The 21,199-nt window shown below is 39.0% G+C and carries 22 protein-coding genes and 1 other RNA gene; 9 read left to right on the top strand and 14 right to left on the bottom strand.

The annotated features are described in order from the left end of the window. Window positions 1-211 precede the first annotated feature (211 nt). Window positions 212-628 carry a VOC family protein gene (locus ABVT42_RS10630; protein WP_353896726.1) on the bottom strand — a complete coding sequence of 139 codons (417 nt, stop codon included), beginning with the start codon at window positions 626-628 and terminating at the stop codon, window positions 212-214. Window positions 629-775: 147 nt separating this feature from the next. On the opposite strand from ABVT42_RS10630, the gene ABVT42_RS10625 reads away from it, so the two are divergent. Then, window positions 776-1,636: an MBL fold metallo-hydrolase gene (locus ABVT42_RS10625; RefSeq protein WP_353896727.1), complete on the top strand. Its 861-nt coding sequence runs from the start codon at window positions 776-778 to the stop codon at window positions 1,634-1,636. On the opposite strand, the gene ABVT42_RS10620 is transcribed toward ABVT42_RS10625, so the two are convergent. Next, window positions 1,637-2,101, bottom strand: a complete 465-nt coding sequence (locus tag ABVT42_RS10620) for a hypothetical protein (protein WP_353896728.1) — start codon at window positions 2,099-2,101, stop codon at window positions 1,637-1,639. Window positions 2,102-2,555: 454 nt separating this feature from the next. On the opposite strand from ABVT42_RS10620, the gene ABVT42_RS10615 reads away from it, so the two are divergent. Continuing rightward, window positions 2,556-2,780, top strand: a complete 225-nt coding sequence (locus ABVT42_RS10615; protein ID WP_353896729.1) for a hypothetical protein — start codon at window positions 2,556-2,558, stop codon at window positions 2,778-2,780. Between the two features lie 64 nt (window positions 2,781-2,844). Here ABVT42_RS10615 and ABVT42_RS10610 read toward each other — a convergent pair whose 3' ends face one another. From ABVT42_RS10610 to ABVT42_RS10585, 6 genes are all read right to left on the bottom strand, one after another. Further along, the gene (locus ABVT42_RS10610; protein WP_353896730.1) at window positions 2,845-3,222 is read right to left on the bottom strand and encodes a hypothetical protein; all 378 of its coding nucleotides are present in this window, start codon (window positions 3,220-3,222) and stop codon (window positions 2,845-2,847) included. An 89-nt stretch (window positions 3,223-3,311) separates the two neighbouring features. Further along, complete coding sequence (locus ABVT42_RS10605) at window positions 3,312-5,288, bottom strand: adenylate/guanylate cyclase domain-containing protein (protein WP_353896731.1); 1,977 nt, start codon at window positions 5,286-5,288, stop codon at window positions 3,312-3,314. Between the two features lie 155 nt (window positions 5,289-5,443). Further along, window positions 5,444-6,694 carry a UbiH/UbiF/VisC/COQ6 family ubiquinone biosynthesis hydroxylase gene (locus tag ABVT42_RS10600; RefSeq protein ID WP_353896732.1) on the bottom strand — a complete coding sequence of 417 codons (1,251 nt, stop codon included), beginning with the start codon at window positions 6,692-6,694 and terminating at the stop codon, window positions 5,444-5,446. Next, window positions 6,694-7,944 carry a 2-octaprenyl-6-methoxyphenyl hydroxylase gene (ubiH, locus tag ABVT42_RS10595; RefSeq protein WP_353896733.1) on the bottom strand — a complete coding sequence of 417 codons (1,251 nt, stop codon included), beginning with the start codon at window positions 7,942-7,944 and terminating at the stop codon, window positions 6,694-6,696. Before ubiH ends, ABVT42_RS10600 begins: the two co-directional genes overlap by 1 nt. 15 nt (window positions 7,945-7,959) lie before the next feature. Continuing rightward, on the bottom strand, window positions 7,960-9,276 hold the full coding sequence (gene pepP / locus ABVT42_RS10590) for a Xaa-Pro aminopeptidase (protein ID WP_353896734.1): 1,317 nt from the start codon (window positions 9,274-9,276) through the stop codon (window positions 7,960-7,962). 97 nt (window positions 9,277-9,373) lie between these two features. Further along, window positions 9,374-9,940, bottom strand: coding sequence for a UPF0149 family protein (locus tag ABVT42_RS10585; RefSeq protein WP_353896735.1), 567 nt, complete (start codon window positions 9,938-9,940; stop codon window positions 9,374-9,376). A 162-nt stretch (window positions 9,941-10,102) separates the two neighbouring features. Between ABVT42_RS10585 and ABVT42_RS10580 the strand changes: the two genes are divergently transcribed. From ABVT42_RS10580 to ABVT42_RS10565, 4 genes are all read left to right on the top strand, one after another. After that, window positions 10,103-10,282, top strand: coding sequence for a DUF904 domain-containing protein (locus ABVT42_RS10580; RefSeq protein ID WP_353896736.1), 180 nt, complete (start codon window positions 10,103-10,105; stop codon window positions 10,280-10,282). A 3-nt stretch (window positions 10,283-10,285) separates the two neighbouring features. Beyond that, window positions 10,286-10,600, top strand: a complete 315-nt coding sequence (locus ABVT42_RS10575; RefSeq protein ID WP_353896737.1) for a cell division protein ZapA — start codon at window positions 10,286-10,288, stop codon at window positions 10,598-10,600. 8 nt (window positions 10,601-10,608) lie between these two features. Then, a non-coding RNA gene (ssrS, locus tag ABVT42_RS10570) (6S RNA) lies at window positions 10,609-10,792 on the top strand. Window positions 10,793-10,985: 193 nt separating this feature from the next. Further along, window positions 10,986-11,636, top strand: coding sequence for a 5-formyltetrahydrofolate cyclo-ligase (locus tag ABVT42_RS10565; RefSeq protein WP_353896738.1), 651 nt, complete (start codon window positions 10,986-10,988; stop codon window positions 11,634-11,636). A gap of 69 nt (window positions 11,637-11,705) precedes the next feature. On the opposite strand, the gene ABVT42_RS10560 is transcribed toward ABVT42_RS10565, so the two are convergent. Next, the gene (locus ABVT42_RS10560) at window positions 11,706-11,831 is read right to left on the bottom strand and encodes a hypothetical protein (RefSeq protein WP_353896739.1); all 126 of its coding nucleotides are present in this window, start codon (window positions 11,829-11,831) and stop codon (window positions 11,706-11,708) included. 437 nt (window positions 11,832-12,268) lie between these two features. Here ABVT42_RS10560 and rpiA point away from each other — a divergent pair, with 437 nt between their 5' ends. After that, entirely contained in the window at window positions 12,269-12,922 is a 654-nt protein-coding gene (rpiA, locus tag ABVT42_RS10555) for a ribose-5-phosphate isomerase RpiA (protein ID WP_353896740.1), read from the top strand. Between the two features lie 38 nt (window positions 12,923-12,960). On the opposite strand, the gene dapB is transcribed toward rpiA, so the two are convergent. The 4 genes from dapB to ABVT42_RS10535 are packed head-to-tail and all read right to left on the bottom strand — an operon-like array spanning window position 12,961 to window position 18,433. Then, the gene (dapB, locus tag ABVT42_RS10550; protein WP_353896741.1) at window positions 12,961-13,749 is read right to left on the bottom strand and encodes a 4-hydroxy-tetrahydrodipicolinate reductase; all 789 of its coding nucleotides are present in this window, start codon (window positions 13,747-13,749) and stop codon (window positions 12,961-12,963) included. 3 nt (window positions 13,750-13,752) lie between these two features. Continuing rightward, window positions 13,753-14,805 carry a 2-oxoacid:ferredoxin oxidoreductase subunit beta gene (locus tag ABVT42_RS10545; protein WP_353896742.1) on the bottom strand — a complete coding sequence of 351 codons (1,053 nt, stop codon included), beginning with the start codon at window positions 14,803-14,805 and terminating at the stop codon, window positions 13,753-13,755. Beyond that, a complete protein-coding gene (locus tag ABVT42_RS10540) occupies window positions 14,802-16,658 on the bottom strand; it encodes a 2-oxoacid:acceptor oxidoreductase subunit alpha (protein ID WP_353896743.1) in 1,857 nt (618 codons plus the stop codon). Before ABVT42_RS10540 ends, ABVT42_RS10545 begins: the two co-directional genes overlap by 4 nt. Then, entirely contained in the window at window positions 16,658-18,433 is a 1,776-nt protein-coding gene (locus ABVT42_RS10535) for an FAD-dependent oxidoreductase (RefSeq protein ID WP_353896744.1), read from the bottom strand. The genes ABVT42_RS10540 and ABVT42_RS10535 overlap by 1 nt, the downstream gene beginning before the upstream one ends. Window positions 18,434-18,847: 414 nt before the next feature. On the opposite strand from ABVT42_RS10535, the gene ABVT42_RS10530 reads away from it, so the two are divergent. Together ABVT42_RS10530 and ABVT42_RS10525 are read left to right on the top strand one after the other, a co-directional pair. Next, window positions 18,848-20,098: an MFS transporter gene (locus ABVT42_RS10530; RefSeq protein ID WP_353896745.1), complete on the top strand. Its 1,251-nt coding sequence runs from the start codon at window positions 18,848-18,850 to the stop codon at window positions 20,096-20,098. Window positions 20,099-20,106: 8 nt separating this feature from the next. Continuing rightward, a complete protein-coding gene (locus tag ABVT42_RS10525; protein WP_353896746.1) occupies window positions 20,107-20,742 on the top strand; it encodes a helix-turn-helix transcriptional regulator in 636 nt (211 codons plus the stop codon). Window position 20,743: 1 nt separating this feature from the next. On the opposite strand, the gene ABVT42_RS10520 is transcribed toward ABVT42_RS10525, so the two are convergent. Further along, window positions 20,744-21,148: a MarR family winged helix-turn-helix transcriptional regulator gene (locus ABVT42_RS10520; protein ID WP_353896747.1), complete on the bottom strand. Its 405-nt coding sequence runs from the start codon at window positions 21,146-21,148 to the stop codon at window positions 20,744-20,746. Window positions 21,149-21,199: the final 51 nt, after the last annotated feature.

The raw sequence follows: 21,199 nt of genomic DNA, 5'->3' as shown, positions 1-21,199 counted from the left end.
GCGAATTATACAGCGCAATAAAGCTGATTAGAATAAAAGGAACTACACTTTTTGTTATAACATCTATACCAGCCAGTTTAGTTATACCAATCGGAAATTTCGATTGTTTTTTAGCTTTTTTTGTCGCTTGAAATGCCGCTAAAAATTGAGTATTAAATATAATATTATGTTATTTCAATTAGTTAACGCGCTAAGTAAAACTTATATAAATTTACCAGCTTCCTGAATTTTCCATATTTTTCCAAGGCGAGCAAGGTTTTAGGGCTTCTCCCTGTTGCAGTAACTCGATTGAAATTCCATTTGGATCTTTCACGAATGCCATGTATCCGTCTCTGGGAGGACGATTGATTTTAATTCCCATCCCCATTAAATGTTCACAAGTGGCATAAATATCCTTTACCGCAAATGCCAGATGACCAAACTGATCTCCACTAGAATAGTCGCGCGCCTCCCAATTATGAGTCAATTCAATCATTGGCGAATTTTCAGATTCACCAACAAAGTAAAGTGTAAATTTACCTTGTGGTACTTTTTTTTCACGAATTAATTTAAGACCCAAGCCTTTTATATAAAAATCAAGTGATGCTTCGGGGCAAGCAGTTCTTATCATGGCATGCAGAAAATTCATTGTTGGCTTCCTAGTATCTTTGATTTAGCACAAAAAAATGAATTCATATTATATGCTAAACTGAGACAATGATTGAGTAAAACCAGCCAGACTTAATCAGCGTAAAACACTAAATTGTTATTCAATTGATTTAAACAGGATCAAACCGTGCCTACTCAAATCGAATCTTTTTTTCATCAAGAAACGAGCTCTTTCACTTATCTGGTTTATGATATTTCGAGTAAAGAAGCCGTTCTGATAGACCCAGTTGCCGACTTTGATTTATTTTCTGGAAAAATATCATATCAGAGCGCAGAGATGATTTTTTCGCAAATTGAGGCCCAACAGCTCAAGCTCAAATGGATTCTAGAAACTCATGCTCACGCCGATCACATTACTGCCAGCCAATGGTTTAAAGCAAAAACGAACGCATTAATATTAATCGGCGCACGTATTACCACGGTCCAACAAACGTTTAACCAATTATTTAACTTAACCAGTATACATGCTGCAACAGCGGAAGATTTTGATCAATTGCTGGCTGACAAACAAGTGATTACCATTGGCAATACCCCTATCAAATGTATTTACACACCGGGTCATACCCCCTCATGCTCTACCTACTTGATTGATAATCACGCATTTGTTGGTGACACCTTATTCATGCCCGATTATGGTACAGCAAGATGCGATTTTCCAGGCGGTGATGCAGGAACACTATATGACTCAATCAAGACAATTTTCGCTTTACCAGAAGAAACACATTTATATATGTGTCATGACTATCAACCCGGAGATCGAGAATTACTCTGGCAAACAACCGTCAAAGAACAAAAAATACATAATATTCACATCGGCAACAATCGAACACGCAGCGACTTTATCAATTTACGTCAGGAACGGGATAAGCAGCTAAAAGTTCCCAAGCTATTATTATCAGCATTACAAATTAATATTCGTGCTGGAAAATTACCTATAGCAGAGAACAATAATCACCAATACTTAAAAATTCCAATCAACCAAATTTAATTAGTCCGCTAGTACTTCCGTTACTTCTGCTGGTTGTTCATTGGTGCGTAATAATAATGAAATAATAATCAATAAGCTCATTTTGACCAGATCGAGTACACCATAAAGTATATGTAAATAACCACTTGGCCTCGGCTGGCCCGATACCACATTATTCAAGTCAACATCGAGCGGCGGTAAGATAACAAGCTTTTGTACTAATAAACTAACCGCTAATAAGCCCATACAAATAAAGGCTGATTTGTTCAAATGACTCAATGCAGTCAATAATAATATCCCAAATACTCCAAACTCAACCCAAGTGAAGTTTTGAAAGGTAACTTGCCCAATTAATAAAAGTGCATCTAAACCAACCCCTTCTGCTGTAAATTTTATTGGGGCAGCGTAAAAAGAAACACCAATAATCAATCCAATCCAGATGGCCGCGATCATCGATGCAATCTCTCTCAATGCATGGTTAAACATTGCTATTAAACCTCGTTTTGGCTTTGTAAATTTTTTAGAGTTGTCAGATATTTTTTCCACATTAATGGTGTATTTTTAAAAAATATATAACCTAACGCGTTTTTATCTTGGTAAAGCTGTTAAACAAGAAACGCTACGGAAAATTAGGAATAAATAAGTTTGACAATGCTTGTTCATTTAAAGGGTATAGTGGAAGCAGTCTAACGAAAAGCATCTGTCCCGAGAAGCTTTTTCGTGTTAAATCATCCTATTAGCCTAAAAATCTCTATAAATAATAATTATCGCCCTATTTTTATGCTGTTATTCGCCTCGATAATCTCTCATTTAATTCATTTTCAAAACTAATTTTTTTTATCTTTACTGCAAAAATATATTGTTTGTGAACAAAAAACGATAGTGCTACTTTACTTTCAGTCAATTTTAATTGCCGTCAATCAATCTGGAGACAAACTAAATGAAAGTAATGAGTTTTTTAATAGTGGCACTTTTTTCATTAAATGCGTTAGCTATTAATGAACCCAAAGATGCACCTAAAGATGTGTTAGACGAAGCTATTGAGCTTTGCAAACGCTATGCATCAGAAGACCAAATTAACCCCGAAGAATTAGAAGTCTATTTGTTAGACTGTGTTAATTCTGAACTGGAAACTCAAGGATATAAACCAGTAGAAAAAATATAATATTGTTACTTACTATAAAGTAATCTGATATTTTCCCACAATTAGATTATTGTGGGTTTTTAATTTAATCCAACAAATACAACTTATCTGTATTGATACTCAGCGTATCCCAAACGATTGATTCCAAAATATTATTCGGCGGAATATTATACCCCAGACTACGAAAGTGGTCTGCATGGGTTTGTGGTATTTCAATACCTGAGCTTCCATCATGTCCCGTACCATTAAAATTAACTGAATAAAGCTCTTTTCCTTTTCCTCCAAGTTTTGCATAAATATGAGAGTGCTTTAAAGTCATCGTATTGGTATTAGCCGCATCTTGTCGATAAGAATTTTTTGTCCCAGGAATTGGCTTATAAACTTCATATTCAAAAAGCTGAATTTTCTGTAAATTTTGCTCATCTAAAAGTTGTTGTTTTAAATATTGTTTAAATGATTTCACCTAATTTTTCCTTATACCTTGTGTTTTCAATTAAATCGAAAATTGCTCTTAATAACTTGACGGTTATTTAAGAATAATGAATAAAGTGATTAAATTCGACCTTTCTCACAGCATTCGATGAGTGCGAACAAAGACATATCGTCTGGACTTTTTTCAATTATTTTTTGATACATCATAATCGCAGAAATCGCATCACCATTTTTATAGATATTCCATGCCAGTCGCATCTTGTATTGATTTGATTGTTTTTCTTTTTGGGTACTTAGCGGATCATTATCGAAGACTTCATATAACGTCACCTGCTTATATTTTCCCTGAATCCGACAGGTTGCAATAAATCGAATTTGAAAGTCATTCAAATTTTGTAATCGCTTGCGCGTTTCTTCGGTAATTAAAATTCGAGTCTTAAAGACTTTGGTCATCGATTCAACTCGAGCTGCCGCATTCACCGTGTCAGAGATTACCGTCGCATCCATTCTAGAATGTGTACCGACCGTTCCTAACATCATTTTTCCTGAATGCAAACCTAACCCAACCTCTATAATAGGTAATTTTTTCTGGCGTAATATTTGGTTGTATTCTTCAAGAGCTTCAAGCATTTCAATCGCGGCTTTGAGCGCATCATCTGCACCATTAGGAAACAACGCCATAATTCCATCGCCTAAATATTTATCAATAATGCCACCTCGTCGATTAATAACCGGGGCAATTAATTTTAGATAACGATTGATAAACAAAAAGTTGGCTTGTGGTGACATAGTTTCGGATAAAGTAGTGAAACCACGAATATCACAAAATAAAACCGTCATGTCTCTTTCGCAGCAATCACCAAGTGATATATCTGTAACACCTGATTCGCTAAGCTGTTTAAGCAGCTGGTGGGGCACGAAGCGGCTGTACGCTTTATTTGTTTTAATCAGTGCTTGGCGACTTGTGTGGACATGATAAATCATTAAATTAAACTGCTGTGCGATAAACCTGAAACTACCAAACCCTTTTGCTGACAGCTTAAAATTAAAATCATTTTTAATAAGTTTATCAATTGCTATAGATAGTCGCTCTAGTGGCTTTGTTATTTTTCTTGCAAAGAAAATAGAAGCCAGCATTAGTAAAACAGTTATTAGCGTAAAACCAAAAACAATCAAATCAAGCAACTCATTCAGTAACTCTTGCATATACTGTTGCTGTATTTCACAAATTAAATAGCCTTGAACTGGCAAGCTTTCTTTTCCATTTTTTAAAGGCACAGATAAATTCAAGTTACTTTTATCGGCAACAACACCATTAAAAAAAGGAATTTGATTAAATATTTGACTGCTATAACTAAGGAGTGGTTCTTTTGAGAAATAATAATCGCCAGGTAAATTAAGTTTTTCACCTAATGTAATATAGCGTATTTTCGCTGGTATATTTTCAGTTAGTGCCAAACTGAAGAAATGGCTGTTTTTACTATGCTCGTTAAATTTTAGTTGTTGATAGTGGCAAGCCAAAACAGAGAAGTCAGGGCAAATAAACTGCAATTTATCATTAATAAAAATTTTTAATTGGCGCGCATTTAATACACTATATATCACGTATTTTTTCTTATTATCCGTAAAAGTAAGTGCCTGAGAAAAACGCTTATCATGAAAAAGCTGTATACCTTGTGATGCATTTATTGCTAAATAAAAGTTGAATGAAGGGGTATTAATTTGAATTAAGTTTTTTTCTGCAACTTGATTATCGATCGCATAAACCAGTTTTTTATTGGCTGAAAGTTGATTCACCGAAAACAAGTGATATTGATTGGCTTTTGCTTGTGAAAACACACCAAATAAATTTGCCAAACTTTTGTAACTTTGCTGATCGACCGATTTTTCATTAGTTATTAACTGGTGTTGTTCGACATCAACAATACGAGCGAGCGAGGAGAGTAGTTCGAATTTATCTTGTGCAAGGTGGTTCAATAAATAGTTTTGCGCTTGTCGATAGATAATCCCGCCGCCGACAATAAAAATAATTCCAACCAATAACAAAAACCAGCTAATCACATAAGTTCTAAACTGTCGGCCGGTGGTTATTTTCAATGTAACGCCCTGACTTTATTATTGATTATAAAATATATATGCATTGAATTTACTAATTCCCTAATTAAAGCATAGCATAATCCATTATTTAAACCGTGCTAAAATAGCCATCTTTTACCATTTTGATCGAGTAATAATACTCCAGATAACTGCCTTCAAATACCCATGGCATGTGAAATAAACTGTTGTTTTACCAGTTCTAACTGATTCATTTGTGTTAACAGACTATTTCTCAGTAAGACAACAGGCATTTGATTGCTGCCAAATAACCACTTAAAGCCGCTCATTGAAGCTTGCATCAAATAATTTTGTTGTTTTCTGATACGCTCAAATGCCCTTAGGTTTGCAATATTTGTGAAATCTCTTCCTGCACTGAGTTGCGCTTTAATTTGTTGACTCAGACTCAATGCATCTTGTAAACCCAGATTAACTCCCTGACCAGCCAAAGGATGAATAGTGTGTGCGGCATCACCAATTAATGCACAGCGCCGAGTCAAATAAGTTTCACTATGCTGACTAATCAATGGAAAATTTTGAATCGGAGAAATGATTTCAAGTTGTCCTAGTCGAGATTCAAAAAATGACGCCAATTTTTCAGCAAACGCTGAGGCAGTTAAATTTTTAAGTTTCAACGCATTTGCCTGAACGGTATCAATAGACCAGACAATGGAGCAAAGTTTTTCATCTGGCAAAGGTAAAAATGCCACAGGCCCAAATTCTGTAAAGCGCTGCCAAGCAGTATTTTGATGAGGAAGCTCACACTGAACATTCACAACATAAGCAGATTGTTCATAAGGTTGGCTGCTGTTACCAATGATCAATTGCTGCCGCACTAACGAATTAGCGCCATCTGCACCAATTAAAAAGCGACACTTGATCTGCTCACCATTAGCTAAAGCAACCGTGACCGACTCATTGTTAGTCGATGCAGCCAAATTTATGATTTGATCGATTGAATGATTGGTTAGTAAAGTCACATTAGAAGTATTCATTAAGCGTTGATAAAGTGCGGCTCTCAACACTCGATTTTCGACAATTGTCCCTAAAAAAGCACGCCCCAATTTGGCTGCATCAAACTCGATTTTTCCTTGTCCGAGGGCATCCCATACAAACATTTTTTCATAATTTGCTAGACGACACGATGGAATTTTTTGCCATACATCGAAAGAAGACAAAAATGCCTGATTGGCGGGATTAATTGCGCTGACGCGGATATCATAATCGTTTGCTGCAACTTGTTGCTCAGTTAATAAAGATGGCTGGTCAACCGATGAAAAATCTTGTCGTTCTAATACACCAATCTTAAGTGAGCTGTCACATAAGCTTGCAGCCATAGCAAGACCCACCATTCCGCCACCAACAATCAGAACATCATAGTCTGTACGTGTCATATCATTACGTGTCATTAGTCAGTCAATCCGTTATCAATATTTATCACAGGGTTTGCCAATCCTCTGGCCAAACGCGATGAATGCCCGGAATACCCAGTCGCAGCGTTCACTAGCTGCTGTTTCGCAAAAGGCAATAGATTAATCAGTCCTAGCGCTTTGCTTCGCAGTAAGCTAACCGGCAACCAATCATTACTGAAAAGCTTAACTAATCCATCTGTCGCCCCAACTGTCAATTGCCAGTCTGATGCCCGAAGCATTTGATATTGCTGCATGAATTGTGGGTCACCAAGAGAAAACTCATTACTTTTTGCTTGTAAGATTAAATCATTAGCAACAGCAACATCCCTTAACCCTAAATTGAATCCTTGACCCGCAATTGGGTGTAAGGTGTGAGCAGCGTTACCTAACATTAATACTCGACCTCGTGAAAAAGCCTTTGTTTGGTGCAAGGCTAATGGATAACTATAACGCTCACTGACTTTAAGAATTTGTCCTAGCCGATAACCAAATTCTTGTTGTAAATCGGCCATAAAATCTTCATCATTTTTTGCCATAATCGACTCTGCATGCGTAGAATCATGGCACCAAACCAGGCTCATTTGATTATTTTGTAAAGGCAATAATGCTAGTGGTCCCTGGGGTGTAAATCGTTCAAACGCACAGTTTCGATGCGGCTTTTGGGTCTTAATATTGGCAATCACGGCGGTTTGCGCATATGGTTTTCGCGCAACATCGATTCCGCATAATTGAGCAATTTTTGAGAAAGTTCCATCGGCAGCGATGAGTAATGATGTTTGTAATATTCCGCTTTGACCAGAAATCTCAAACGAAAGTGTACACTTACTTTCATGTTGATTAATGGATACGGGGGTTGCGGGACAGAATAATGAAATATTGGATTTCTTTGCAACCTGTCGCCAAAGAATTGGGCCCACCGCATCGAGTGGAATAACCGCGCCAAACTGATCTAAATTATGTGCTTTTGCATCCAACCGGGTGAACTGACACTGACCTTGATCAGACACATGAATATGCTCAATAGGTTGCGCAAGACCACGAATCAACGGCCACGCGCCGAGCGATTTAAAAATACGGATAGAAGATGCAGAAAGAGCAATTGCCCGTTGATCGAAACCAGGAGTATGGCACGATTTAGGCTCAACCGCTTCAATCAAGCCAATAGACAGATTATGCTGGGCGAAGCATAGCGCTGCGGTTAACCCCGCCATGCCACCACCAACAATTACAATGTCAAAAGATTGCATTCAGTTTCAATCAAATTACGATGCTTTTGCCATTAGAGCTTCAATTTCATCGGGATCTTTAGGCACAGATTTAGTCAGCACTTTATTCCCCTTAGTCGTAATAACAATATCATCTTCAATTCGAATACCAATACCCCACCATTTCTCATCCAAGCCTTTGGTATTTGGTGCAAAATACAAGCCAGGCTCGATAGTTAACACCATACCTTCTTCGAGAATTCGTGGCTCTCGATCTTGTAGATAATCGCCAACATCATGTACATCAAGACCAAGCCAGTGACCCGTTTTGTGCATATAAAAAGGCTTATAGGCTTCTTGTTCGATTAAATCTTCAAGTTTGCCGTGTAAAATCCCCATTTTAATCAAGCCTCGCGTCAACTCCTTAACTGCGGCATCGTGTGGAGCAGACCACGGGTTCCCCGGTTTAGCCTCTCGAATTGCTTTAACATTAGCTTTTAATACCCACTCATAAGCTTCTCGCTGCTCGGCCGAAAATTGTCCATTTACCGGAAATGTTCGACTAATATCAGCGGCATACCCGTCCAACTCTGCGCCAGCATCAATAAGTAAGAGATCGCCATCTTGCATTTCTGCATTATTTTCAACGTAATGCAAAATACACGCATTTTCACCTGATGCAACGATAGAAGAGTAAGCTTCCCAGCGTGCCCCCTGATTAGCAAACTGATACTTTAATTCAGACTCGATTCGTAATTCGTTCATACCCGGTTTACAAATCTGCATTGCAGCAATATGGGCATTTGCACTAATTTCTGCCGCTTTTTGCATGACTTTGATTTCAGCCTTGCTTTTGATAAGCCGCATATCATGTAAAATATGGCTTAAATCAATAATTTCACCTGGCGGTGTCGCCCCTTTTTTCACTTGAGCACGCAAGGTATTTACCCATCCCATAATATGATTATCGAAATCGGGATGATTTCCAAATTCGTAGTAAATTCTTTCTCGCCCTTCCATTAAACCAGGCAAAATGTCGTCAATATCTTCAATTGGAAAGGCATCATTACAGCCAAATTGCTTTTTTGCGCCTTTAGGCCCGTAACGACGACCGTGCCAAGTTTCCATCATCGGGTCTTTCTCTCGACAAAAAATAACATATTCGCCATGCTCTCGACCCGGCAATAAAACGACAACTGATTCTGGTTCTGGAAATCCAGTCAAATATTGGAAGTCACTATCTTGCCTAAAGTTAAAATTAGTATCACGACTGCGCACTGCTTCGCTGGCAGAGGGTAATATAGCAATTGAATTGTTTCCCATTAGATCCATTAGCTCGCGTCGACGGCGAGCGTATTCTGCTCTTGATATCATAAGTTAATTTTTATTTTTTCAGTTAAATAATTAGGTTAGCGATGATTAATTTATTATAAAAAAATATGCGGACTATTTAACCACGCCCGTTAAAACCCTAATGTAAAGTCGTATTAGGTTCAATAGTTTGTGTTTGATTTTTTAAAACCATTTCCCAGTGAATAATTTGAGTTGCAACTTTAATATGCTCAATCAGGGTAAATAACGCTTCGCGGGTTTCTTCATCATCTTTAGCTTCAAGAGCCAGATTAGAAATATCGGCTAAATCAATTAATGACTCTTTGACTTCATCATTTTCAATTGACTGTTCAGACGACTCAAGCCCAAACCCTAACAAAAATCCCTGACACCACTCAGTCAATGCTTCCAAAATATCAATAGGCGGATAACCGTCATCAGGCAACAGCATTGGCGTCAGCTCATCATGTTTTAACATCATTTGTGCCGTCCAACTGAACATCTGTTTTAGTGCATTAAGTGCGGAGCTTGAAAAAGTATGACTTTGATTAGTCATATCCTCGAGTGTTTTTACCCAGTTGGTTGCATCCGGGCTATAGCCGCCAGCAAACATTCCACAGAATATCGCCTGTATCTGAGTAGCGCTGGTTTCGCACTCTTCATCAGCCAATATGCTTTCGATTTCTTCATAGTCGGGTTCTAGCATCGTCTTTTACCTGAATCTAGATTATATGCGCATTTTAACCGAGCAAATCCGTTGGGATTGCTTTCTATTGCGCTATTTTATTGACAATTTTAACCATTATACCATTGACCGCGAGAGTGTTGCGCTCTATATTGAAATCATTCTTAAAAACAATAGTTTGCTATGGATAACTCAAATCTTTCACAACTTGAGAGCAGTATCACCAAATTGCTCGCCGCCCACCAAGCACTCATCAAAGAAAATCGCCAGTTACGCTTGGATAGAGATAATTTGATTGAGAAAAACAAGCTGGCCAGTGAAAAGATTGAAGCCATGATAAGCAAACTAAAGAGTAAAGGTTAGGGCATGGCAGAAATCAAACCGGTTACCGTCCATATTATGGGTAATGAATATCATGTTTCCAGCCCCGCCGATCAAGTGGAACAATTAGAAGCCGCCGCACGCGACCTCGACAAGCGAATGCGCACCATCAAATCTGGTGGCCGAATAGTCGGAACAGATAGAATCGCCGTTATGGCGGCACTTAATCTCACTTATGAGTTTCAACAAAGCCACGCAGAAGAAGCGCCAATGAGTGAAGAATTTGATAGCCGAATTAAAAAATTAAAGGATCAAGTAGAATCTGCACTAGCATCCGGTGCGCAAATGGAGTTAACATAGCTTTCAGCCACCGCCTGTTTTGTTCGCCAAGCTGTTGGAGTCCTTGAGCCGATAAACTATATCTCCGGGAGTTCTTGTTAATCAATGGTGTGCAAGTCCGGCACGCATCGGAAAGCCTGATTTGGTTACGGAATTCCCCCCTGAACCTTCGGGTTCATGGGCGAGATCAGCAAACGGCAAAATGGGTGGTGACTTTATATTAATCAGTCTTTTTTAGTAATTAGGTATCTTTTAGCCTTTACACTTATTAGAGGCAAATTAATAAATAGCAAATACTAAGCATGAATAAAGTGAGTTGAAAGTACTAGTTTCAGTTTCTCTTCACATGACTCACTTACCGCACCCAGTTCAATATCTCGAGTTGAATAACAAAGTTAAAAGACTTATGAAGTACGCCGATCCTTGTGTTGAACATGCCAAAAAGGCCATTCGTCAAGAAATCAGACAGCGCCGAAATCTAATTACGTCAGAACAATCTCGAAAATCCGGAAAAGCGGCATTAAAACACCTTTTGGCTCATCCTACCTATTTTAATGCCAAGCATATTGCTTGCTTTTTATCATTTGATGGTGAAATCAGTACCCAGGCCATTATTGAGCAGTTAATTATTGACAAAACACGTTGCTATTTGCCCAAACTTAAACCAATGAAACCTAATCGTTTATGGTTCCTTCCCTATACTCATGAGACCAAACTAATCCCCAACAAACTTAAAATTCCAGAAGTTGACCTAGCTGTAAACCATGCAATCAGGATTTCTCAGTTGGATATTATCTTAATGCCACTTGTTGCATTTGACATCAAAGGGAACCGTTTAGGAATGGGGGGAGGTTATTATGATGCAACTTTGGCACATTTAGTGGGTGCAAAGGAAAAACCATTATGCTTTGGACTAGCTTTCGAAGAACAAAAGGTTGATTCAATTCCATCACAACCTTGGGACTACCCACTCGATGGTATTTTTACACAAAAGGATTTTTATTCGTTTGAAAAAAACACTGATAGCACCACAACAGCATTTGTGGCGCATAAATAGAACTTACCAACTAGATATAAGACAGTGGCTTTTCATTAAATTACAACTGAAAGCTCATTGTTTGAGATCTTAGCGTGAAGTAATTTGAGTTGGAATTTCTGTTTTTGCAGCATTAACACCACTAAAACTGGAAACTACCATACCAATGCCCAATAAAGCGGCTAAAATAACTAATATATCTGGTTTACGTTTCATTTGGTCTCCAATTCGCTCAAAAGCAATTTTTATTTTTATTCAGGAGTCCTTTACTTCTCTCAATTAACCAAGCTTAAATACATTTAACATTGCACTAAAAAAATGATTAGTTGATTTGACTAAATCTTATCGGCTAAAGCATAACAAACTTACTGGAAAAGATTTAAAGGTCCGTTTTACAATATCTCACTTAAAAAAAGCAGTTTTTAAAAGCGGATATTAAAAATACTCTTGTTCTTAGTCGAGATCAAGCGTTTAAAGATGAAATTTGTGTTAAATCGACACAGTTCACATTTTGTTCAGTAAAACAGCATTTGTTAATCAAAATAAAGGCGGTATAATGCGCCGCCAATTAACATTGATTAACGCGAAAAAATAATTAATTAAATATTAATTTGCGTTAAATTAATCAACTTCCCAACAACCGGACCAACTTTATGGATCAGCAACAATTAAAAATTGAAGCCGCAAAGACTGCTTTAAAATATATTCAGGATGACGAAATAATTGGTATCGGCACCGGTTCAACAGTAAACTGTTTTATTGATTTGCTTGAGCCATATAAAAATCGAATCAAAGCAGCAGTATCGAGCTCAGAAGTTTCTACTCAACGTTTAAAATCGATTGGCATTGAAGTAATCGATTTAAATGACGCAGACTCAGTGCCCGTTTATATTGATGGTGCAGACGAATCGAATACATCTCTTGAGCTGATCAAAGGTGGAGGTGGTGCGTTAACACGCGAAAAAATCATTGCCGCAGTCGCAGAAAAATTTGTTTGTATTGCCGATGAGTCCAAGTATGTTGAAACGCTTGGACAATTTCCCTTACCTGTTGAAGTTTTACCAATGGCTCGCAGCCATGTCGCTAGAGAAATTGTTAAACTGGGTGGTAATCCAGTATATCGCGCAGGTTTCACTACGGATAATAACAATGTGATTCTGGACATTCATAGTCTGGAAATCAATCAGGCCAAAGCACTTGAATCAAAAATTAATCAAATTGTCGGTGTGGTTGCCAATGGACTATTTGCACACCGACCTGCTGATCACTTAATTCTAGCCACTAAAAATGGTATCAAAGAATACTGAGTTAAACGACTTTATTTGATAGCAGAATCGGCAGATATTTAATTATCTGCCAAATAATCTTGCATCGTATAAAAGCCGGCAGGTTTATCTGCCAACCAAATGGCGGCGGAAACAGCGCCTTCAGCAAAGCAATGTCGGTTTAATGCTTTGTGTTCGATATTGATAATTTCATTATCTAGGGCAAACATAATTTTATGCTCACCAATAATTTCACCAGCCCGAATCACTGACATACCAATTTCACCTTTTTCGCGTGAACGTTTTTCAAATCGACTATCAGTGACTTTCAAATCATCAAAGTTTTCCCCCATCGCTTCAGCAATAGCTTCACCCATACGAATGGCAGTGCCAGATGGAGCATCCAACTTATGCTTGTGATGTGACTCAATGATTTCAATATCTGCTTTTTTACCCAGCATTCTCGCCGCACTGGCTAACAAAACCAGTACCGAATTAACGCCAATACTCGTATTAGGCGCAAGTAACAACGGGATCTCATTGGCAGCTTGAGTAATTTGTTCAATCTGCTGTTTATTAAAGCCGGTTGTTCCAATCAGCGCTGGCGTTTTGGTTTGTCGAGCGATAGTCAGTAAGTTTAAAGTAGCTTCGGGCAAACTGAAATCGATAACGACCTGACTGTTAGCTAAACCGGTATTTATATCACTGGTATAACTAATATCAGTAAAACCAACCTGACGCCCGAGTAAACGGTGGTTTGGTCGACAAAATGCCGCAACCAATTCAGCGTCTTTATTAACAACGGTTTGGTTAATAACTTGTTGCCCCATCTTTCCTGATGAGGCATTAATAGCAACTTTGGTTTTCATTGATTACCTTAAACTTTGGTTAAAAGCTTCAAGTGCTGCACTTCCCGGACACAAATCAGACTCATTTAACTGATTTAATGGTGTATCCGAAGTATTAATAATCTCGTGAGTACTCTTTGAATCGGTATTTAAGTGTAGCAATCCAGTCAAAACCTGCTCATTTTGTTTGGCTTCTTCCAAAGCTGTCAGTACTGATTCCCGGCAGTGAATATCGAGATTTTCATTTTGGCGTCTTAGCTGTATAACCGTACCATCGTGCATGGTGATATTTTCTTTATCACTTCCCGGCGATTGTACGGTAATTTCTTGCTCTAACGGCACCAAATCAACCTTACCCGTCGCTTCTTTGTGATCTCTCACCCAATCATAACTCTTAGTCGAGCCATCATTGTTATTGAACGTCACGCAAGGAGAAATACAATCAATGAGGGCAAATCCATTATGTTTTATTGCGCCTTTAATTAAAGGCACCAGTTGATCCTTATCACCAGAAAAGCTTCTAGCAACATATCCCGATCCTAATGAAATGGCGAGTTCACATAAATCCATTGGTTCATACATATTTGGTACGCCCTTGCGACTGGCGCTGCCCAGATCAGCAGTTGCTGAGTCCTGGCCTTTAGTCAGCCCGTAGACACCGTTATTCATCACAATATATAGCATATTGACATTTCGGCGCACCAGATGCATAAATTGTCCCATCCCTATCGACGCGGTATCACCGTCACCTGAAACACCAATATAAATCAAGTCTTTATTAGCCATATTGGCGCCAGTCGTTACTGAAGGCATCCGTCCGTGAACTGAATTAAAGCCATGTGAATTAGCCAGAAAATAAGCAGGGGTTTTTGATGAACAACCAATGCCCGACATTTTGGCAATACGATGTGGCTCTAATGCCAGTTCAAAACAGGCATTAATAATGGAATTACTAATCGAATCATGCCCGCAACCAGCACATAGTGTCGACAGCGCCCCTTCATAATTTGCCTGAGTATAACCCAGCGCATTCGTCGGTGATTGGGGATGACGAAACGTAGACTTTAAATAACTCATGCGACCTCCTCTTTACCACTGTTTGCAGTAGTAAATGGGCTTACTTGTTCACCATTTAACATTTTTTCAATTTTTCTTTTAATTCGTCTCGCCCGTATAGGCATACCATCAATATTGAGTATTGATTTAAGCTTTTCAGTGCCGATATTAAATTCATTAATAATCAAAGTACGCATTTGAGCATCTCGATTTTGCTCGATCAAAAAGATGGTATCGTGTTGATCGATAAATTCCTTTATATCGTTGTGAAATGGAAAAGATTTAATGCGACAGGTATTCAACTTGATACCTTCTTCTTCTAAACCATCAATCGCTTCATAAGTGGCATGCGTGCTGGTTCCAAAAAAGATAGCACCGACTTTTGATGACTTATCACGAAACTTGATTTGTGGTTTTGGTGCATATTCTTTAGCCGTTTCCCATTTTAGCACCAGACGTTGCATGTTTTCTTCGTACTTACCGCTGTCCTCAGTGTAAGCAGCAAATTCGTCATGCGATGAACCACGAGTAAAATAAGATCCTTTAGTTGGATGCGTGCCGGGATAAGTACGATAACCTATCCCATCACCATCAACATCTTTATAACGCCCCCAACGGGTTTGCATATTATCCAGATCGTCGGCGGTAAGTACCTTTCCTCGGTCATAACAGCGCGAATCATCCCATACCAATGGTCGCGACATATGATCATTCATCCCCAAATCAAGATCGGAGAGAATGATTATCGGCGTTTGCAGGCGATCAGCCAAATCAAATGCTTGAGCAGTCATTTCAAAACATTCAGCGGGGTCGCAAGGTAATAGCAATACATGTTTGGTATCACCGTGAGATGCGTAAGCTGCTGAAATAATATCAGATTGTTGCGTTCTGGTTGGCATACCTGTACTTGGACCGCTACGCTGCACATCAATTAAAACGACCGGAATTTCGGCAAAATAGGCAAGCCCCAAAAACTCACTCATCAATGATAAGCCAGGACCCGATGTTGCGGTAAAGCCGCGAGCACCATTCCAGTTTGCACCAATCGCCATACCAATGGCAGCTAATTCGTCTTCTGCCTGTAAGATGGCAAATTTGTGTTTACCGGTATTTTCTTCAACTCGGAATTTTTTTGAATATTTTTCAAAAGCCTCAACAACTGAGGTAGAAGGCGTTATTGGATACCAACCGACAACCGTTGCACCGCCATATACAGCACCCAAACCTGTGGCGCTATTTCCATCAATCATAATTGAATCGCCAACATTATCGCGACGCTGCACACTAATTCCACAGACGCCTTCAAAATGTGTTTTGGCATAATTAAATCCCAATTCTAATGCACCAATATTAGGTGCAATCAATTTTTGCTTTTTAGCAAACTGATCTTCCACCATTTGGGTCAATACTTGAAACTCCATATCAAATAAGTAGGCCAGCGCACCAACATAGATAATATTTTTGAACAATTGACGTTGCCGCGGATTGGCATAATTATCAATGGTCATTTGGGTTAGCGGAATGCCAATTTCAATAATATCGTCACGTTGATATTCTCTTGGCAGCGCTTTAGTTGAGTCATACAAAAAGTATCCACCAGGCACTAGGGAATAATAATCCTGTTTCATTGTTTGACCATTAATAGCAACAACAAAATCAACGTCACCACGCGCACCTAAGTGGCCTTTTTCGGTAACTCGGACTTCAAACCAGGTTGGTAGCCCTTGTATGTTAGACGGAAAAATATTTTTTGGGCTAACTGGTACACCCATTCGAAATACCGCTTTCGAAAACATATTATTTGCACTGGCTGAACCAGTACCATTTACATTTGCAAAGCGAATTACAAAATCATTTATCGCTTCTATGCGCATTATTGCCCCGCCTTAGTTACTGAATATGAAAATTTTTGCATGTCCCAGGCCGAAGTTGGACAACGCTCGGCACACAGTCCACAATGAAGGCAGACATTCTCGTCTTTAACCATGACTCGAGTGGTTTTTAATTCACCTGAAACATATAAATCTTGATCAAGGACATCTGAAGGTACTAGCAATCTGGCGCGAAGGTCATCTTCTTCACCATTATCGATAAAATTAATACAACTGGTCGGACAAACATCAGTACAAGCATCACACTCGATACAAAGATCATCGGTAAATACGGTTTGAACATCACAGTTTAAGCAGCGCATCGCTTCTTGATAGGCCAATTCTTCATCGTAGCCCATTTCAACTTCGACTTTAAGATTCTTGATGGCCGTTTCTTTATCGATATGAGGCACCTGAAAGCGCTCATCGTGGGCAATATGATTGTCATAAGTCCACTCGTGGAAGCCCATTTTTTGTGAGACCAGATTAACATATGGATCAAGCCGTTCAGTCACATCCTGACCATGGCAGAACTTGTCAATTGATACCGCAGCCTGATGGCCTTGCGCTACAGCAGTAATAATATTTTTGGGGCCAAACGCCGCATCACCACCAAAGAAGACTTTCTCATTGGTTGATTGATAGGTCAGTTCACTGACAACAGGCATATCCCAGTCACCAAACTTAATACCAATATCTCGTTCTATCCAAGGAAAAGCATTGTCTTGTCCTATTGCAATGAGTACTTCATCCGCTTCCATAAACACCAAGTCTTCACCAGTTGGCACTAGCGAGCGTTTACCATTATCGTCATACTCAGCACGGACTTTTTCGAACTTCATCCCCACCAGTTTGCCATTTTCAATGACAAACTCTTTAGGTGTATGATTTTCATAAATTGGAATGTCCTCACGAATAGCGTCTTCAATTTCCCATGAAGATGCTTTCATATCTGTTTTTGGACTACGTACAACAACACGTACATCATCGCCACCTAGTCGGCGCGCGGTTCGGCAACAATCCATAGCCGTGTTACCGCCACCCAGTACGATAACTTTTTTGCCTATTTTTTCAACGTGCTCAAAGGCAACACTTTCCAGCCAGTTAATTCCAATATGGATATTTGCGTCTCCTTCTTCACGCCCTGGCAACTTACCCAGATCGCGTCCTCGAGGTGCACCGGAACCAACAAAGATTGCATCATAATCCTTATTCAGTAATTCTTTTAAGCTACTGACATAGTGCTTAAAGTGAGCAACGATACCCATATCCAAAATATAATTGACTTCTTCGTTGAGTACTTCGATAGGTAAACGGAATGCTGGTATCTGACTGCGCATAAATCCGCCACCAATATCCTGCTCATCAAATAGCTCAATGGTATAACCCAATGGCGCCAAATCACGAGCAACAGTCAACGACGCAGGGCCAGCACCAATAAGCGCTATCTTTTTGCCATTTTTTTCAGGTGGAATTTGTGGCAAACGCTCTTTAATATCGTTTTTGTTATCCGCAGCAACCCGCTTTAATCGGCAAATCGCCACGGGCTTTTCTTCAACCCTTGCGCGACGACATGCGGGCTCACAGGGCCTGTCACACACTCGGCCTAAAATTCCAGGGAATACATTTGACTCCCAGTTAACCATGTAGGCATCACTGTATCGGCCTGCGGCAACTAACCGAATATATTCAGGAACCGGAGTGTGAGCCGGACATGCATATTGGCAGTCAACGACCTTATGAAAATATTCAGGATCTTTAATATTTGTTGGCTTCACTCTAAGTCCCCATCGATATATTGTGAAGTTAACAGTGTCGAATTTTTTCGGACACTACATTTGAGCTGTTTTGAACAAGCTGTTTCTATTTATTTTATTACTAAATAAGTCGTGATACCGCAAGAAATATCATCAAATATTTAAAAAAAAATCGGATGAGGATTATACTGTTTTTTGAACATTTGTACCGATTTTTTGTTTAAAAAAAGAGCGGACATTATTTTAAATTCTATTAAATTATATTTGATTCCAATTGATCACCCCAAAGCCACTCAAATCATACATTTTTTCCAAGTAATTTTGAGTATAGTCAAGGCTAATTCGAACCATATTTTAAGTCTATTAGCTGATAGAAAAACGTTCATTTAATATATAAAGTATTAACTTTATATTTAAAGATGTGGTCATCACCTTTTGAATGCCTTAAAAGCTCGTTTAATTCTTGCAACAATCATGCTGGTTTCTCTTTTGGGAACCGCGGGTATCGCACTACCTTACCCATTATTATCGCCGTATTTTGCTGCGGATAATTCTGAAAATATTATCCAGTTTTGGTCGCTCGACCCCAAAATTTTACTCGGACTAACTTTAGCCTCATATCCATTAGGGATATTAATTGGCAGTAATATCATTGGTTCGTTATCTGATCGATATGGACGTAAGCCGATTTTAATTTATTCATTAAGTGGCAGTATTTTAGGCTACATGCTGACAGCAATCACATTTGAACATGAGTTATTTTTAGGATTTATTTTTGCGCGATTTGTTACGGGCTTTTGCGAAGGCAACATGGCGATTGCTCGAGCGATTGCCGTCGAACTGGAACCTTATATCGAAAGAGGCAGAGCACTTTCTTTATTGTATTCAACTATTTACGGCGGCTGGTTAATAGGACCTCTGTGCGGAGGTTATCTTGCGCCTTATGGAATTGACTTCGCCTTTTATGTTGCCAGTTTAGCCGTTGCAGCGTCTTTGTTAATGGTGATTTTTATTTTGCCTGGACAACCTGCACAAAAGCCAGCTCAATCAAGTCTATGGCAAGAAATTATATCCAATCATTCAGCAACGCTACTCGCCAATCGCGAAATCCGCCGTTTTTTCATTTACTACTTGGTATTTACACTGGGTATTAATGCTTTTTATGAATTCTATCCTTTGTGGCTGGTTGAATCCCATCAATTTTCCAGTCAAGAAATTGCCTGGGCGACGGTTGGCATTACTAGTTTAATGATCTTGCTGAGTGCAACAATCGCCAATAAAATCCCTGAAGTCCTTGGTGAAAAAACCGCCTTGTTAGTCGGCAATCTTCTCTTTGGTGGGCTTATTTTATTAACTACCTTGATGCACAACCAATGGATCTACATCACATTATCATTAACTGGCGCAGTCATTGCGGTGATCAATCTGGTTTTTCCTGCTATGTTGTCCCGATATTTTGGTCATTTGGGACAAGGAAAGGTAATGGGATTACAAGTTAGCTTTTTTTGTTTTAGTAATGTACTGATAGCATTAATTGGCAGTATCGTATCATTAATCAGTGCAACAACAACAATGTGGCTGGCAGCCTCACTGATTATTTTGTCAGTGTTTTTATTTAATCCGCCTAAATCATTAGAAATTTCAGCAGGTGACCAACCAATTGACCCTTCAATCATAAAGGAATAGTTATTAGTATGCCAAAAGCGAGTAACTTTCAAATCAATGTCAGCCAGCAAAAACTGCTGCACCTGATTAAAACTCATGGACAAATGAGTGCCACTGACATTGCTAAAAAGTTAAAAATGACATCTATGGGCGCGCGACAACATATGGAGCAACTGGAAGAGCAACACTATTTAACACACCATTTTATTACTCAAGGAAAAGGGCGCCCAAAGAAGGTTTGGCAATTAACAGAAAAAGCAGAAGCACTCTTTCCAGACGGCCACTCAGCACTAATTGTTAACTTACTCGACCACATGCAAGATCAATTGGGTGACAAAGCAATGGATAAAATCATCAAGGCACGCGAAAAGGATATTCTTAATCGATATCTGCAAGAAATCTCACCAATTACAGATTTAAAAAGTAAAGCGAAAAAACTTGCTGATTTAAGAACCAAAGAAGGTTACATGGCTGAGGTCATTGAACAAGAAGGGCGACTATTATTGGTGGAAAATCACTGTCCGATTTGTGCAGCAGCCATGCGTTGTCGACAATTTTGCCAATCAGAGCTGGCTATTTTTAAAGCTGTGCTTGAATGTAAAGTGACTCGTATTGAGTATATTCTAGAGGGCGCCAGGCGCTGTGCCTATCAACTCGATGCCTGATTTACTCCGGTTTAATCAGTGCGTTGATTTTTTCAAGCATTTCAACCATTAGCTGCTGCTCTGTTGCATTCAGGTTAATAAGCTTTTGCTCCCAAAACTGATTATTTTCAGTTTCCATGACAGCCAACTGCTGAACACCTTTTTGTGTTGGTACGATGAGACGTTGCCTAGCATCGTCTTTGGATTGTGCACGAATAACTAAACCTTGATTCTGCAATTCATCCACCAATTTTGACATGGTTGGCATACTGACTTGTTGCATCTGGCATAATTTTCTCAAGGTAATCGGATTATGTTGCTTAATGATTCTTAAAGCTTCCAATCGAGCGTGAGGATAAGGTGCCGTTTGCGACAAAATATTTAAATAGCGATTTAGCCGAAATAAGCTTGCCGTGAAATGAGACATAGATTGCGACACCAGAAATAATTTAATGCTCAGATGTCAACGCAGTTTAAC

Origin of the sequence: Aliikangiella maris (assembly GCF_040719265.1) — a bacterium.
GTDB classification, from domain to species: Bacteria; Pseudomonadota; Gammaproteobacteria; order Enterobacterales; family Kangiellaceae; genus Aliikangiella; species Aliikangiella maris.
This window is presented reverse-complemented; position numbering and strand designations above follow the sequence as displayed.

Excerpts from the sequence above, each read along its gene's own strand:
- ubiH (WP_353896733.1), bottom strand. The coding sequence starts at position 7,944 with ATGCAATCTTTTGACATTGTAATTGTTGGTGGTGGCATGGCGGGGTTA.
- pepP (WP_353896734.1), bottom strand. The coding sequence starts at position 9,276 with ATGATATCAAGAGCAGAATACGCTCGCCGTCGACGCGAGCTAATGGAT.
- ABVT42_RS10580 (WP_353896736.1), top strand. The coding sequence starts at position 10,103 with ATGGATAACTCAAATCTTTCACAACTTGAGAGCAGTATCACCAAATTG.
- ABVT42_RS10540 (WP_353896743.1), bottom strand. The coding sequence starts at position 16,658 with ATGCGCATAGAAGCGATAAATGATTTTGTAATTCGCTTTGCAAATGTA.
- ABVT42_RS10525 (WP_353896746.1), top strand. The coding sequence starts at position 20,107 with ATGCCAAAAGCGAGTAACTTTCAAATCAATGTCAGCCAGCAAAAACTG.
- ABVT42_RS10615 (WP_353896729.1), top strand. The coding sequence starts at position 2,556 with ATGAAAGTAATGAGTTTTTTAATAGTGGCACTTTTTTCATTAAATGCG.
- ABVT42_RS10520 (WP_353896747.1), bottom strand. The coding sequence starts at position 21,148 with ATGTCTCATTTCACGGCAAGCTTATTTCGGCTAAATCGCTATTTAAAT.
- rpiA (WP_353896740.1), top strand. The coding sequence starts at position 12,269 with ATGGATCAGCAACAATTAAAAATTGAAGCCGCAAAGACTGCTTTAAAA.
- ABVT42_RS10600 (WP_353896732.1), bottom strand. The coding sequence starts at position 6,694 with ATGACACGTAATGATATGACACGTACAGACTATGATGTTCTGATTGTT.
- ABVT42_RS10545 (WP_353896742.1), bottom strand. The coding sequence starts at position 14,805 with ATGAGTTATTTAAAGTCTACGTTTCGTCATCCCCAATCACCGACGAAT.
- ABVT42_RS10565 (WP_353896738.1), top strand. The coding sequence starts at position 10,986 with ATGAAGTACGCCGATCCTTGTGTTGAACATGCCAAAAAGGCCATTCGT.
- ABVT42_RS10630 (WP_353896726.1), bottom strand. The coding sequence starts at position 628 with ATGAATTTTCTGCATGCCATGATAAGAACTGCTTGCCCCGAAGCATCA.
- dapB (WP_353896741.1), bottom strand. The coding sequence starts at position 13,749 with ATGAAAACCAAAGTTGCTATTAATGCCTCATCAGGAAAGATGGGGCAA.
- ABVT42_RS10585 (WP_353896735.1), bottom strand. The coding sequence starts at position 9,940 with ATGCTAGAACCCGACTATGAAGAAATCGAAAGCATATTGGCTGATGAA.
- ABVT42_RS10620 (WP_353896728.1), bottom strand. The coding sequence starts at position 2,101 with ATGTTTAACCATGCATTGAGAGAGATTGCATCGATGATCGCGGCCATC.
- ABVT42_RS10560 (WP_353896739.1), bottom strand. The coding sequence starts at position 11,831 with ATGAAACGTAAACCAGATATATTAGTTATTTTAGCCGCTTTATTGGGC.
- ABVT42_RS10575 (WP_353896737.1), top strand. The coding sequence starts at position 10,286 with ATGGCAGAAATCAAACCGGTTACCGTCCATATTATGGGTAATGAATAT.